This is a genomic window from Aquabacterium sp., assembly GCF_041915145.1.
GTDB lineage: Bacteria > Pseudomonadota > Gammaproteobacteria > Burkholderiales > Burkholderiaceae_C > Aquabacterium.
In genome coordinates, this window is sequence record NZ_JAYSBZ010000025.1 from 1 (window position 1) to 13986 (window position 13986).

The following is a 13986-nucleotide window of genomic DNA, read 5'->3' on the forward strand; positions in this document are numbered from 1 at the left end:
TGCAGCGACCGCAGGCTGCACAAATTCAGGTTCATGCGCCCCAGCGTCCTGCCGCACCGGTTGTGTCGACGCCTCCGCGTCTGGCAGCCGAGAGCGTGGTGCGCGAAGCGCCGCCCGATGACGTCGGCGAGATCCCTCCCTGGGTGGACGCGCCGGATGGCGAGCCCGACGAGTTCGAGTCGAGCGCGACGGGCGGCCGCGAGATGCCGAGCCCCGAGCCGGCGGCGCGGCGCGCCGAGGTGCCTCGGTTCGACGACCCGCTGGGGCTGCGGTGGGCGGAGCTGGTCGGCCAGATGTCGGCTGCTGGCGCCATCACGGCTCTGGTGCGCGAGTTGGCCTGTCAGTCGCAATGCATGTCGGTGACTCCGGCCGATGGTGGGGCCGAGCGCTGGTTGATTCGAGTCGAGCGCGAAACGCTGCGCAACGGCTCGCACTGCGAGCGGCTCGAAGCGGCCATGGCGGCGGCGTTGGGGCACCCCGTGCAACTCGATGTCGAGCCGGGCGTGGCCAAGGACAGCCCCGCCAAGCGCGATGCCGCCGACAAAGAGCGCCGCCAGCGCGCGGCAGAAACCTTGATCGAAGGCGACCCGCTGGTGGTGTCGCTGATGCAGCAATTCAAAACGGCACGCATTGTGCCGGGCTCGATCAAGCCCATTTGATTTCACGATTTCACTTGAATTGAGAAGAGGACAACCATGCTCAAAGGTCAACTCGCGGGCTTGATGAAGCAAGCCCAGCAAATGCAAGACAACCTCAAGAAGGCGCAAGACGAATTGGCGCTGGTCGAGGTCGAAGGGCAATCGGGCGCGGGTTTGGTGAAGGTCGTGATGACCTGCAAGCACGACGTCAAGCGCATCACCATCGACCCCAGCCTGCTGGCCGATGACAAGGACATGCTCGAAGACTTGGTCGCTGCCGCGTTCAACGATGCGGTGCGCCGTGCCGAAGAAACCTCCACTGCCAAGATGAGCAAGCTCACGGCCGGCATGCCCATGCCCCCGGGGATGAAGTTCCCGTTCTGATCGGTGAAAGTGCCGCTGCGTTGACACCTTGGCTTCTGCTGCTTCGTCTCTCGACGCGTTGATCGATGCCTTGCGTCGCCTGCCGGGCGTCGGGGTCAAGTCGGCGCAGCGCATGGCCTATCACCTGATGCAGCATGACCGCGATGGCGCCATGCTGCTGTCGCGTGCGCTCGGCGAGGCCGCCAGCCATGTGCGGCATTGCGAGCGCTGCAACACCTACACCGAAGCGCCTGTCTGCTCGGTGTGCCTCGACCCGCAGCGCGACGCCCGGTTGCTCTGCGTGGTCGAAACTCCGGCCGATCAGGCGGCGCTGGAGCGTACGGGCAGTTTTCGCGGCTTGTATTTCGTGTTGATGGGCAAACTCAGCCCGCTCGATGGCGTAGGGCTGCGCGATATCGGTCTGCCGCGCCTGATCGAGCGCGCCACCGACGGCGTGGTCGAAGAAGTCATCGTCGCCACCAACTTCACCGCCGAAGGCGAGGCCACGGCGCATGTGATTGGCGACGCGTTGCGGCCGCGCGGCGTGCGCGTCACCCGGCTCGCTCGCGGTGTCCCGGTGGGCAGCGAGCTTGAATACGTCGACCTGGGCACCATCGCCCACGCGTTGATGGACCGCCGCTGAATTCGACGAGTCGCGCGCTCGGTCGATCTTCTGCTTCTGCCTCCTGAGGTTCAGCAAACATTGGTACCTTTTAGTACCATTGCGCGACCATGCGATGCTGCGTGGTCGAGATGGCCCACAACTTACGGAGACTTCAGATGACGATTGCCAACTGGTGCGTGTTGATTGCCTGCCTGCTGCCGATTGCGTGCGCAGGGATCGCCAAGGCCGGCGGATTCGGCCGATCGCCCAAGAAGGGCGGTTACGACAACAACGATCCGCGCGGGTATCTGGCGGGTCTCGATGGTTATCGCCAGCGCGCCAACGCGGCGCAGGCCAACAGCTTCGAGGCCCTGCCGCTGTTTATCGCATCGGTGGTGCTGGCCCAGCAGGCCCACGCCGATCAGGTACACGTTGACCAGCTGGCCATGGCTTTCATCGGTGTGCGGGTGGTCTATATCGCCTTCTATCTGGCGAATCTGGCGACCTTGCGTTCGCTGGTGTGGGCGGCTGGCCTGGCGATCAGCGTTGCCATTTTGTTGAGCAAGTGAGGATGGGTGCGGCACACTTTTGTCGGTGAGCCGCTTTTTCGTCGTCAGCGGACACGGGTGTTGGCTGCAGCCACCGCCACGGTTCGCGATGCGCTGCGCGTGCGCTGCGAAGTCTTGGCTCGCGGAGTCGGCGCTTTTGCGACGACCGTGCCACGAGTGCGGGGCGCCGACTGCGGCGTGGAACGGGCCGCGGTGGTGCGCGCGGTTGCCCGTTTATTGGACACATAGATCACCACTTGCTGGCCGCGTCCCAGGTGGGTTTGCGGCGAGAGCTTGTTCCATTGCGCAACCTGCGCGGCGCTCACTCCGAAGCGTCGCGCCACGCTGGCCACGTTGTCGCGTTTGCCGGCGCGCACCACCATCTTGCGCAGAGGCGGCACATCGGGGGCCAGGCTCATCGTGGCGTTGTCGGCAATCTCTTCAGAGATGTCCTGAGTGCGCTGCTGAGAACGCGGCACCAGCAGGGTGGAACCCGCCTTCACCAGCATCTTGGGCGGCACCCGGTTGATGTCGCGGAGCTGGGCTTCGCTCATGCCGACCTGCTTGGCCGCTTCGGCGGGGCGCATCGTCTTGGGCACGACCCAGGCCGTCCAGGTGGCGAGCGGGCCGTGGTGCTGGGCCAGGTTGGCGACGAACTGCTCGGCGTTGTCGTAGGGCAGCAGCACTTGCGGCGTGCCATTGGCCAGGATGACCGGCTTGTTGAGCGACGGGTTGAGGGCGTGGAATTCGTCCAGCGACAGCCCGGCCAGCTTGCAGGCCAGCGCGGCGTCGATGTCGCGCTTGATGGGCACGCTGACGAAGTAGGGGTGATTCGCCAGCGGCGGCAGGTTCAGGCCGAACGCCTCGGGGTGGCTGACGATGTTTTTGACCGCTTGCAGCTTGGGCACGTAGTTGCGCGTTTCAGCCGGCATGTTGAGGCTGCTGTAGTCGGTGGGCAGGCCGGCGCGCTGGTTGCGGGCGATGGCGCGCTGCACATTGCCTTCGCCCCAGTTGTAGGCGGCCAGGGCCAGTTGCCAATCGCCGAACATGCCGTACAGGCGCTGCAGGTAGTCCATGGCCGCGCGGGTGGATGCGAGCACGTCGCGGCGATCGTCGCGGAAGATGTTTTGCTTGAGCGCGTAGTCCTTGCCGGTGGACGGCACGAACTGCCACATGCCCGATGCCTTGGCGACCGACAAGGCCTGCGGGTTGAAGGCGCTTTCAATGAACGGCAGCAGGGCCAGCTCGGCGGGCATGTGGCGCTGTTCGATTTCGCTCATCACGTGATACAGGTAGCGGCCGGAGCGCTCGGTCATGCGCTGCACGTAGTCGGGGCGCTGGGCGTACCACTGCTCGTGCTGGCGCACGAGGTTGTTGTCGAGGTCGGGGATGCCGAACCCCTGGCGCACGCGAGCCCACAGGTCGGCTTGCGCAGCGCTGTCGCCCAGCGTCACGGGTTGCTCGGGTTGCATGGCGTCGGTCGGCGTGCCAACGGCGTCCTTGCCCGACTCCTCGGGGGCGACCGGCGCAGCAAGGTCTACCGGCTGCGACGTCGCGAGGCTCATGCTGCCGCGCATCGGTTCGTGCGTGCTGGACGCAGTGCGGCCAGCCGCAGACGGGGCGGCGTCAATCAACTGACCGGGTTGCAGGGCGCTACTTTGTTGAGGCGCTTGCATCGAGCCGCAGGCGGCCAAGCCGAGGGCCGACATCACCAACAGCGCGCAAGTCGTCAGTCGGGTCGGCAATGTGGGCGGGGCGATGGGGCGTTGAGATAGGGTCATCGGTATACGTTCTTCCACTGTCTGATGGCGGTGATCACCGCAACAGGGTTGGGGCTGGTGGCGCCGTGCTCACGTGCCGCAGCGAACAGTTCGGCTGAGGCGTCGGGGCGCAGGCCACGCAGAAAAGGGTTGATGCGCCACTCGCGACCCAGCGTGCTGGGGAGCGTGGGGCGATGCTGGTGACGGAGGTCGTTGCATTCGACAACGGCCTGGCCGATGTCGCGATTGGAGGGCTCGACGGCCTGCGCAAAGCGCAGGTTCGATTCGGTGTACTCGTGCGTGCAGCACACGCGAGTGGCGTCTGGCAGGCCGCCCAGGCGCTGCAGCGATGCGGTCAATTGCTCGTGTGTGCCGTCGAAGAGGCGGCCACAGCCGGCCGAGAACAGCGCGTCGCCGCAGAAGAGCAGCGGGTCGGCGGACGGTGCGTCGTCGTAGGCGCTGGCAGTTGCGGTGGGCACCGAATCGCAGAGGTAGGCGACATGACCGGCGGTGTGGCCGGGCACGTCGAGCACTTGCCATTCGAGGTCGAGCAGCTGCAAACGGTCTCCTTCGCGAACGGCCCGGGTGCGGCCGGGGATGGCTTCATGAGCGGTGCCGACCACGGGGCCTTGCAGCCGCGGCAGCAAGGCTTGAATGCCGCCGACGTGATCGCCGTGGTGATGGGTCACTAGAATGCCCACCAGTTTCAGCGAGCTTGCATCGAGGGCGCGCTCGACCGGGGCCGCTTCACCCGGATCCACCACAATGGCCTCGGCACCGTTGTGCAGCATCCAGATGTAGTTGTCGACGAAGGCGGGCAGCGCTAAGAGTTCCATGACGCAAACTGATCCGATTATAGAGTTGCACCCCTGGCTGGGGACTCCGCCGGGCCGCTATTTACACGAGTGGGAACAACTGCAACTGGATCGTGCGGTGTCCGACATTTTCGGGTTCCATGCCTTGCAGTTGGGGCTGCCCGAACTGGATGCCTTGCGTGCCAATCGGATGCCGCATCGCTGGGTCGCGCTGGACAGCGCCTACGCTGGTCTGCGAACCTTGCCCGCAAATCAACATCGTCCGTCAACGTGCGACCCGGCTCAGGGGTTGACGGAGACGTCGCTCGGCTTGCTGTGCGATTTCGAGTCGTTGCCCTTTCCGAGCAACAGCCTGGATCTGGTGGTGCTGCCGCATGCGCTCGAATTGGCGCGCGACCCGCACGAAACCTTGCGCGAGGTCGAGCGGGTGCTGGTACCCGAGGGCCGGGTCGTGATCGTGGGGTTCAACCCGGCCAGCTTGTGGGGGTTGGGGCATCGGCTCGGTCGCTGGGGTGTCAAGCGATCCACGGTGCTGCCGCAGGGCGAGTTCATTGCCTACTGGCGCCTGCGAGACTGGCTGCGTCTGCTGGGGCTCGAAGTCGAGACGGGCGGCTTCGGGTGCTACCGTCCGGCGCTGCAATCGGAACGCATGCTGGAGCGCCTGGCTTGGATGGACAACGCCGGCGATCGCTGGTGGCCGGTGCTGGGTGCGGTGTATTTCATCGTGGCTGTGAAGCGCGTGAAAGGCATGCATCTGGTGGGCAAGATCCGCCGTGCCAAGCCGGCGCGCCACCCGGCTTCGGTGGTGGCCACCAACAAGAACAAGGATTGGATTGGATGACTGTTTCGGCCAAGACGGATGCGGCGGCTGCGTCGCGCGTGGTGATCTACACCGATGGAGCCTGCAAGGGCAACCCGGGGCCCGGCGGATGGGGCGCCTGGATGAGCAGCGGCGGGCACGAGAAAGAACTCTGCGGCGGCGAGGCGCTGACCACCAACAACCGCATGGAGCTGACGGCGGTGATCGAATCGTTGACGGCCCTGAAGCGGCGTTGCGACGTGGTGCTCTACACCGACAGCGAATACGTGCGCAAGGGCATCACCGAGTGGATGGCCAACTGGAAGCGTCGGGGCTGGAAGACCGCGGACGGCAAGCCCGTGAAGAACGTCGAGCTGTGGCAGAAGCTCGATGCGGCCGCCGCGGCGCACCGCGTCGAGTGGCGCTGGGTGAAGGGTCATGCCGGCGACCCGGGCAACGAGCGGGCCGACGCCTTGGCCAACAAGGGCGCGGCGCCGTATTGCTGACCCCGGCGGGGGGGCGGCTTCGTCAGGCTGCAGGCAGGTCGGCGACGCCCTGCGGAGCGGTCGGGAGCGTGATGGTGAAGCGGGAGCCCTGGCCCTCGTCGCTGCACACGGCTACTTGCCCGTGCATGCGTTCGACCAGCAGCTTGACGATGTACAGGCCCAGGCCGGTGCCTTCGATGTTGCCGGCGGAAGCCACGCGCTTGAATGGCTGAAAAAGCTCGGCAATGTCGCTTGCCGTCAGGCCCACCCCGGTATCGGTGATCTCGATTTCAACCTGGTTGTCATGCGTTCGGGCTTCGAGAATCACTTGACCATCGGGGCGGTTGTATTTGCAGGCGTTGGTCAGCAGGTTGGTGAAGATCTGGTGCAGGCGCTGCGGGTCGGCGTAGGCGAGAACCGGGGCGGCGGGCAGACGGTCGTCGATGGTCACCCGGAGACGGGCGCGCTGCCCGTCCACCAGCGCAGCGCAGTTGCGCAGCGTGGCGCAGACGTCCACCTGTTGCTGGTCGATGCGTACGTCGCCCGATTCGACCTTGCTCAGGTCGAGCACGTCTTCAACCAGGGCCAGCAGCTGCTTGCCGGCTCCCAGGATCATGTCGAGCTGCCGGCTTTGCGACGCCGATAGCGAGTCGGTGTGCATGAGCATCAGCTGCGTGAAGCCCAGGATCGCGTTCAACGGGGTGCGCAACTCGTGGCTCAGGCGTGACAGGAAGTGCCGCTGCGCTTGCGCCACGCGCTCGGCGGATTCGCGCCTGGTGGCGAGCTCGGCTTGCGCCTGCTCGTCGGTGATGTCGCGCAGCACGCCGATGAGACGGCCTGGCGCGCCCGGAGCCGTCTTGATCAGGCGCCCGACCGCCTGCAGGGCGTGCACGCTGTCGTCGGCCCAGCGAACCCGGTAGGTGATCTTGTAGATCTCGCCGGTCGAGAGCACGGTGTCGACCTGACTGCGGGTTGACGGCGCGTCCTCTTCAAGGATCAGGTTGCGTATCGTGGTGCGTGCGACCACCACGGGTTCGTTGCCCAGACCATGAAGCGACGCGCTCTTGCCATCCAGCGTGATGGTGTCGGTGGCATGGTCGAGCTCGTACAGCCCCAGGCCGGCAGACTGCGAGGCGAGCTCCCAGCGGCGGCTGATGGCGTCGAGCTCGGCTTGCTGTTCGGTCTGCTTGATCAGCACGCGCCGGATCTGCAGCAGGCTGACCAGGCTCAGCGTCAGGGCAACGGCGATCAGGCTGGCGATCAGCAGGGTTTCGGTTTGCCGGGAAGTGCGGCCCAGCGTGGCGCTGAAATGCCGCTCGGTTTGCTGAAGCTGGGCGTTGACGTCCATCATGCTGGCGACGGCAGCGCGGATGTCGGCATCGGGGGCGTCTTGTCGCACGGCCAGATGCAGCACCTCGGCGCGGGCCTGCAACTGATCGATCAGCGCGTCACCGCGCGCCCAGGTTTCGCGGGCCTCGTTGAACAGCCATAGGTGACCGAAGTAGCGAAACAGCGCCACCATGTTGCCGGTGTCGTCGGGCGCATTGCCGGCGGCGATCAGGTAACGCCGCGCCTCGTCGCCGTCGAAGTCAGGCCGCGTCATGGTTTCGCGTGCCTTGCGATCGAAGTGGATGACGCTCAGCGTGTCTTGAAAGCGCTGCAGATCGGTCTCGTCGTGCGATTCGGCGTAGCGCAGCAGGTGCTGCACGGCTTCGCTGCGAGACTTGGACCACATGCTTTCGCCGCCCACATAGGCGCGCATGGCGCCCAGCACGTTCACGGCGACGATGGCCAGCACCGCCACGACGATAACGACCGTGAGCGGTAGAGTCAGCAGGCTGGCGTAGAGGCGCCAGGGCAGTGTTTGCCGAAGTGGGGCTTGCATGCGGGCGGGGGCGTGGCTGGCGCGGACTCTGAGGGAGCCTGCCAGTGTAGGGAGCTGGATTGCGCCCCAGCAATTAGGGCAACACTGCACCCGAGGTGGGCGAAGGGCTGTTGCCGGCTCAAGCCAGGACCGGATCGGGCAGATCGGTCGGCATCGACAACGCGGGTGCCGGGCGGATGGTCCGGCGCCCGTGCTCGACGGCGCGCCGCAAGTCGGCCAGATGCCGCGTCAGCGCCGCTTCGGGGTGTTGCAACGCGCGCACCACGCACAGCGCGGCGGGCCCGCAGGCGGCAAAGCGGGCGAGATCGTCGGGCGTCAGCAAGCCGCCGATGGCCGCCACCGGCGCGGGGCTGTTGGCCACCCACCAGCGCAGATTGCGTTCGCCTTGAGCGCGCCAGGGCATGTCTTTGGTGGTGGTGGGTTGCACCGGGCCGCAGGCGATGAGGCTGGCGCCGCAGCCGGCCGCCAGGGCCAGCTCCCAGAGGCTGTGCGAGCTCAGGCCCAGCATCAGGCGGTCGCGTGCGGCCAGCAAGGCAGCGCGGTCGGTGGCGCCCAGCGCCAGCAGGTCCTCTTGGCCGAGGTGCAGGCCCAGTGGCGCGGCAGTCGAAGCGTCTACGGGGTCTTGGTTCAAGAGGGCCAGCAGGGGGCGCCAGTGATCGTTGACGAACAGTTGCGCGCCGGCCTCTCGCGCGTCTTGCAGGCTGCGCAGCAGATGCGGGTCGAGCCCCGCGCTGGGCTTGTGGCGCAGCTGCACGCAGCGCAGGCCGGCTCGCAGGGCGGCATGCAGTTGGGCGCTGTCGGGGGCGATGCCGTACAGGCCATCGGGGGGCGACGCGAAGGGGAGAAACAGCGGGGCATCATTGCTCGACGCGGCCGGTGCCGTCAGGCGCCAGGGCAGGTCGTCGGCCAGACCGAGCCAGGGCAAGGGGGCGCCACCGGCGCGCGGGCCGGCCGCGAAGCCCGGGCGAGCCAGCACCGGGCCCGGGCCGGCGCCTGCCGCGTGGCTGCGCGTGAGTGCATGGTGCGTCAGCATCTTGGCCAGCACGATGGCATCGGCTTCAACGTGCCCCAGCGCCCGGGCTGCCGCGATGCCGCTGGCAAAAGTGCAGCCCGTGCCGTGGGTGTGGGGCGTGGGCACGCGCGGAGCGGTGAGCCAGCCGCTGGCTTGCGGCGTGCTGATCCAGTCGAGGCAATGCGGTGCGGCGGTGGTGGCAGGTGCGTCGCCCCCGGTGATGACCACGCTGCGGGCCCCGAGTGCCTGCAGTTCGCGAGCCAGTTCCGGCGCATCGCCGAACGCCTGCTCTTGCCAGCTGGGGTGGCCGAGCAGGCGGCACGCTTCAGCGTGGTTGGGCGTGAGCACCGTGGCGCGCGGGATCAGCAGGGTGCGGTAGGCCGCGACGATGCTGTCGTTGCTGAACGCGGCTCCGCCCGACGAGGCGCCCAGCACGGGGTCGACGATCAGGGCCAGATGCTGGTGGGGGGCGACGCCGGCGGGGGCGCGCTCGCGCCAGCGGTCGACCCACTGCGCGACCAGCTCGATGGCGGCGACGCTGCCCAGCAGGCCGGTCTTGATGGCGCGCGGGGGCAGGTCTTCGGCCAAGGCGCGCAGTTGGCTTTGCAGTTGCGCCGGTGGCGTGGGGTACACCGCTTGCACGCCTTGCGAATGCTGGGCGGTGAGCGCGGCCACCACCGGGCACAGATGCACGCCGAGCGCGTCCGCCGCGCGCTGGTCGGCGCTCAGACCGGCCCCGCCGCAGCTGTCGTGGCCGGCGATGCTCCAGATGACCGGCGGGCGTGGCGTGGGGGGCAGGGCGGTCATAGCAGAAAGGGTCGCCCAGTTACCGGCGTGCTGGGCACGGCCATGTCCTGCCGGGCCATGATGCCGGCCTCGAAGCCCGCGCGGCCGCCTTCGATGGCGAGCTTGAAGGCTCGCGCCATGCACACCGGGTCGCGGGCGTGGGCCACGGCCGAGTTGAGCAGCACGGCGTCGAAGCCCAACTCCATGGCCTGCACCGCGTCGGCAGGCGAGCCGATACCGGCGTCGATGACGAGCGGCACGCCCGGCAGGCGGCTGCGCAGCGTGCGCAAGGCGCCGGGGTTGACCAGGCCTTGGCCCGATCCGATGGGGGCGCCCCAGGGCATCAGCACGCGGCAGCCCACGTCGAGCAGACGCTGGCAGGTCACGAGGTCGTCGGTGCAGTAGGGGAAGACCTCGAAGCCGTCGCGCACCAGTTGCTCGGCGGCGGGCACCAGCTCGAAAGGGTCGGGCTGCAGGGTGTGTTCGTCGCCCACCACTTCGAGCTTGATCCAGGGGGTGTCGTAGAGCTCGCGGGCCATGCGCGCGAGGGTGATGGCCTCGCGGGCGGTGCGGCAGCCGGCCGTGTTGGGCAGCAACCGGGCACCGCTGCGCAAGATGATGTCGACAAAGCCGTTGTCGCCCGCCGCGGCCAGCGTGCGTTTGAGGCCCACGGTGACGACCTCGGCGCCCGAGGCTGCAATGGCTTCGCGCAAGACGGCGGGCGACGGGTAGCCGGCCGTGCCCAGCAGCAGCCGGCTGCCCAGCGCGTGGGCGCCGACGCGCCAGCCAGCAGGCTCGGTGGTGGTGGTGTCGCGCATGCGGTCAGCCTCCGACGATGGGACGGAACACGGTGACGCTGTCGCCGGCTTCGAGCACGCAGGCGTCGCGTTCTTCACGGGCCACGAAGTCGCCGTTCACGGCGGTGGCCATGCCGGTGCAGTGTTGCCCCAACGCGGCCAGCAAGGCCGCCAGCGTGGTGCGGCTGCTCAGCGGAATCGCCTGGCCGTTGAACGTGATGTTGACCGTGGCATGGATGGCCGGTTGCAGCATGGCGGTCATGCCGCCTCCTGCAGCGACGGGCGTGCGCCGAGCCCGCATTCGTGCAAGGCTTGCTCCACCAGCGCGGGGGCCATCAGCCAGCCGTGGCGGAACAACCCGTTGATGCACACGAGACCGGGCTCGTGGTGCAGACGCGGCTGGTGGTCGGGCAGGGCGGGACGCAGGTTGGCCTCCAGGTGCACGAGGCGGCTGTCGGCCAGCTCGGGCAGCACGCTGTGCGCGGCGGCCATCAGCTCGACGGCGCTGCGCAGCGTCACGGCCTGGGTGTCTTCGCTTTCGATTTCGCTGGCGCCGATCACCACCAGATCGCCGGGGCGGGGCACGATGTAGACGCGGTGACGCGGGTGCAGCAGACGCAGCGGTCGGGTCAGACGCAGGCCGGGGGCGTGCAGCCACAGCAGCTCGCCGCGCACGCCGCGCACGTCGCACTCGGGGCGGCCGCCGACGCCGCGCACGTCGAATACCAGGTCGAAGCGACGGCGGATGCTGCGCGTGTGCCGCGGGTTGTCGGGCTTGGGGGCGGCTTCGTGCACGTCGAACGTGTACGGTGCCATTTCGCGCGCCCAGCTCTGCCAGTGCCAGATCACGCGCGGGGCGTCGCGATGCAAGGCGATCATGGTCTGCACGGGGTGAATCTGTCCTTCGCCCGGCAGCAGCCAGGCCTGCGTCACGTTGTGCAACGCGGGTTCGAGGTTCAACAACTGCGCGCGGCTCAGCTCTTGCGGTTGCATCGGCGCGCGTTGCGGATGAGCCTGATCGTGGTCTTGCGTCAGTCGAGCCAGCACACGCCGCGCGCTGCCGAGGTCGCCGCCGTGAGCCAGCAACAGGCTGCCGCGCTGAGCGAAGAACGGCTCGCCGCCCAGACGTTGCACGATGCCTTGCCACAGTGGCAGCGAGCGCCAGCCCAGCGCGGTCACCTTGGCCGACGCGTGCTCCTGCTCGGCGAGCGGGCTGAGCATGCCCGCGGCCGTCCAGGCGGCGGCGCCGTCGCCGCTGTGCAGCGGGGCGGGGCCGGGGGCGGGGTCGAAGACTTCCACGTCGTGCCCGGCGTGGGCGAGAGTCCAGGCCAGCAGGCGGCCGAGCAGGCCGGCGCCGGCGATTCCGATATGAGCCATGTTGTTCACTCCTGATTTGTCCGGGCGTTGATCGGCACGTAGAGCGCCCCGCCCGCTTGTTTGAATTCGCTCGACTTGGTCGACAGCCCTTGCGTCACGAAGTCGCGCACCTCCTGCGTGATCTTCATCGAGCAGAACTTGGGGCCGCACATCGAGCAGAAGTGGGCGACCTTGGCTGCGTCCTTGGGCAGCGTCTCGTCGTGAAAGCTGCGCGCCGTCTCGGGGTCGAGTCCGAGGTTGAACTGGTCGGCCCAACGGAACTCAAACCGCGCCTTCGAGATGGCGTCGTCGCGCAGGCGGGCTCCGGGGTGGCCCTTGGCGATGTCGGCGGCGTGCGCGGCGATCTTGTAGGCCATCAGGCCCTGCTTGACGTCGTCGCGGTTGGGCAGGCCGAGGTGCTCCTTGGGCGTCACGTAGCACAGCATGGCCGTGCCCATCCAGCCGATCATCGCGGCGCCGATCGCCGAGGCAATGTGGTCGTAGCCCGGTGCCACGTCGATGGTCAGCGGCCCCAGCGTGTAGAACGGTGCCTCGCCGCAGTGCTTGAGCTGCTCGGTCATGTTGGCCTGGATCAGGTGCATCGGCACGTGGCCCGGGCCTTCGATCATGGTCTGCACGTCGTGCTTCCAGGCCACTTGCGTCAGCTCGCCCAGTGTGCGCAGCTCGGCGAACTGGGCCTCGTCGTTGGCGTCGGCCAGCGAGCCGGGGCGCAGGCCGTCGCCCAGCGAGAAGCTCACGTCGTATGCCTTCATGATGTCGCAGATCTCTGCGAAGTGCGTGTACAAGAAGTTCTCTTGGTGATGCGCGATGCACCACTTGGCCAGGATCGAGCCGCCGCGCGACACGATGCCCGTGCGCCGGCCGGCCGTGAGGTGGATGAACGGCAGGCGCAGCCCGGCGTGGATGGTGAAGTAGTCCACCCCTTGCTCGGCCTGCTCGATCAGCGTGTCGCGAAAGATCGCCCAGGTCAGGTCTTCGGCGATGCCGCCCACCTTTTCGAGCGCCTGGTAGATCGGCACCGTGCCGATGGGCACGGGGCTGTTGCGCACGATCCAGTCGCGCGTGGTGTGGATGTGCTGGCCGGTTGAGAGGTCCATCACCGTGTCGGCCCCCCAGCGTGTGGCCCACACCATCTTCTCGACTTCTTCCTCGATGCTCGACGTGACCGCCGAGTTGCCGATGTTGGCGTTGACCTTGACGAGAAAGTTGCGCCCGATGGCCATCGGTTCGAGCTCGGGGTGGTTGATGTTGGCCGGGATCACCGCGCGGCCGCGAGCCACCTCGGCGCGCACGAACTCGGGCGAGATCTCGGCCGGGATGGCCGCGCCCAGCGGGTTGCCGCGCAGACGGCCTTCGCGCTCGGCGTTGAGCGGCTCGCGCGCGGCCTCGCGGGCGGCTTGCAGGCGCAGGTTTTCGCGCAGCGCCACGAATTCCATTTCGGGCGTGACGATGCCGCGCCGGGCGTAGTGCATCTGCGTCACGTTGTGGCCGACGCGGGCGCGGCGGGGCGTGCGTTGCAGACCGGCGGCCTGGGCGCGCAATTCGGCCAGGCGCCGCGCATGGCCCGCGCCATCGTCGGCCTCGGCCACCACGCGGCCGGCGTAGGCCTCGGTGTCATCGCGCACGTCGATCCAGTCGTGACGCAAGGCGGGCAGGCCGCGGGTGACGTCGATCGACGCTTGCGGGTCGGTGTAAGGGCCCGAGGTGTCGTAGAGCCAGACCACATCGCCATTGCTCAGCGCCACTTCGCGTTGCGGCACGCGCAGGGCGGGGTGCAGGCGGCCGGCGAGGTAGGTCTTGCGCGAACCAGGTAGTGGCGCGCGAGTGAGTTCGGCGCTGGCGGGCAGCGCGTCGATCGGCAGGTCGGAAGGCTTGTTCATCGGGGCTCCTTCGGGCAACACAAGGGATGCTCCGAAGGGCGCCGGGGAGGGCAGGTTGCGAGGTGGTGCGGCATGAGCCCGCGCCAATGGGCGCGCGCTCAAGTCGATTCGGTCACCTCGCCACACAAGCCGTGGCGGCTGGCTCTTCTTTCGCCGGTACTAGCCGGATCAAGTTCAGCGGGTTTGGCGGTGAAGCCATCTCAGCGCAATGCGCACCCCGGAGCAGTGGCGGTAATG

At 68.0% G+C, this 13986-nt stretch carries 13 protein-coding genes, 1 pseudogene and 1 riboswitch; of the genes and pseudogenes, 6 read left to right on the forward strand and 8 right to left on the reverse strand.

Annotation, left to right across the window (positions count from 1 at the left end; genetic code table 11):
* The 4 genes and pseudogenes from ACE3SS_RS06630 to ACE3SS_RS06645 form a co-directional block, all read left to right on the forward strand.
* Positions 1 to 659, forward strand: a pseudogene (locus ACE3SS_RS06630) (DNA polymerase III subunit gamma/tau); the annotation flags it as partial.
* A 36-nt stretch (positions 660 to 695) separates the two neighbouring features.
* A complete protein-coding gene (locus tag ACE3SS_RS06635; protein ID WP_374592378.1) occupies positions 696 to 1022 on the forward strand; it encodes a YbaB/EbfC family nucleoid-associated protein in 327 nt (108 codons plus the stop codon).
* Positions 1023 to 1050: 28 nt separating this feature from the next.
* Complete coding sequence (recR, locus tag ACE3SS_RS06640) at positions 1051 to 1644, forward strand: recombination mediator RecR (RefSeq protein WP_374592379.1); 594 nt, start codon at positions 1051 to 1053, stop codon at positions 1642 to 1644.
* 137 nt (positions 1645 to 1781) lie between these two features.
* The gene (locus tag ACE3SS_RS06645) at positions 1782 to 2174 is read left to right on the forward strand and encodes an MAPEG family protein (RefSeq protein WP_374592380.1); all 393 of its coding nucleotides are present in this window, start codon (positions 1782 to 1784) and stop codon (positions 2172 to 2174) included.
* Between the two features lie 44 nt (positions 2175 to 2218).
* On the opposite strand, the gene ACE3SS_RS06650 is transcribed toward ACE3SS_RS06645, so the two are convergent.
* Together ACE3SS_RS06650 and gloB are read right to left on the reverse strand one after the other, a co-directional pair.
* Positions 2219 to 3934, reverse strand: a complete 1716-nt coding sequence (locus tag ACE3SS_RS06650) for a transglycosylase SLT domain-containing protein (protein ID WP_374592381.1) — start codon at positions 3932 to 3934, stop codon at positions 2219 to 2221.
* Complete coding sequence (gene gloB, locus ACE3SS_RS06655; RefSeq protein WP_374592382.1) at positions 3931 to 4749, reverse strand: hydroxyacylglutathione hydrolase; 819 nt, start codon at positions 4747 to 4749, stop codon at positions 3931 to 3933. The genes ACE3SS_RS06650 and gloB overlap by 4 nt, the downstream gene beginning before the upstream one ends.
* On the opposite strand from gloB, the gene ACE3SS_RS06660 reads away from it, so the two are divergent.
* Together ACE3SS_RS06660 and rnhA are read left to right on the forward strand one after the other, a co-directional pair.
* Entirely contained in the window at positions 4748 to 5569 is an 822-nt protein-coding gene (locus tag ACE3SS_RS06660) for a class I SAM-dependent methyltransferase (protein WP_374592383.1), read from the forward strand. The genes gloB and ACE3SS_RS06660 overlap by 2 nt on opposite strands.
* Positions 5566 to 6033: a ribonuclease HI gene (rnhA, locus tag ACE3SS_RS06665; RefSeq protein WP_374592384.1), complete on the forward strand. Its 468-nt coding sequence runs from the start codon at positions 5566 to 5568 to the stop codon at positions 6031 to 6033. Before ACE3SS_RS06660 ends, rnhA begins: the two co-directional genes overlap by 4 nt.
* Before the next feature lie 22 nt (positions 6034 to 6055).
* On the opposite strand, the gene ACE3SS_RS06670 is transcribed toward rnhA, so the two are convergent.
* The 6 genes from ACE3SS_RS06670 to thiC all read right to left on the reverse strand — a co-directional run bounded on the left by ACE3SS_RS06670 (position 6056) and on the right by thiC (position 13749).
* Positions 6056 to 7897, reverse strand: coding sequence for an ATP-binding protein (locus ACE3SS_RS06670; RefSeq protein WP_374592385.1), 1842 nt, complete (start codon positions 7895 to 7897; stop codon positions 6056 to 6058).
* Positions 7898 to 8015: 118 nt separating this feature from the next.
* The gene (locus tag ACE3SS_RS06675) at positions 8016 to 9716 is read right to left on the reverse strand and encodes a PfkB family carbohydrate kinase (RefSeq protein WP_374592386.1); all 1701 of its coding nucleotides are present in this window, start codon (positions 9714 to 9716) and stop codon (positions 8016 to 8018) included.
* Positions 9713 to 10513 carry a thiazole synthase gene (locus ACE3SS_RS06680; RefSeq protein ID WP_374592387.1) on the reverse strand — a complete coding sequence of 267 codons (801 nt, stop codon included), beginning with the start codon at positions 10511 to 10513 and terminating at the stop codon, positions 9713 to 9715. Before ACE3SS_RS06680 ends, ACE3SS_RS06675 begins: the two co-directional genes overlap by 4 nt.
* A gap of 4 nt (positions 10514 to 10517) precedes the next feature.
* Entirely contained in the window at positions 10518 to 10754 is a 237-nt protein-coding gene (gene thiS / locus ACE3SS_RS06685; protein ID WP_374592388.1) for a sulfur carrier protein ThiS, read from the reverse strand.
* Entirely contained in the window at positions 10751 to 11869 is a 1119-nt protein-coding gene (locus ACE3SS_RS06690; RefSeq protein WP_374592389.1) for an FAD-dependent oxidoreductase, read from the reverse strand. The genes thiS and ACE3SS_RS06690 overlap by 4 nt, the downstream gene beginning before the upstream one ends.
* Before the next feature lie 5 nt (positions 11870 to 11874).
* Complete coding sequence (thiC, locus tag ACE3SS_RS06695; protein WP_374592390.1) at positions 11875 to 13749, reverse strand: phosphomethylpyrimidine synthase ThiC; 1875 nt, start codon at positions 13747 to 13749, stop codon at positions 11875 to 11877.
* 128 nt (positions 13750 to 13877) lie between these two features.
* Positions 13878 to 13979, reverse strand: a riboswitch (TPP riboswitch).
* Positions 13980 to 13986 lie beyond the last annotated feature (7 nt).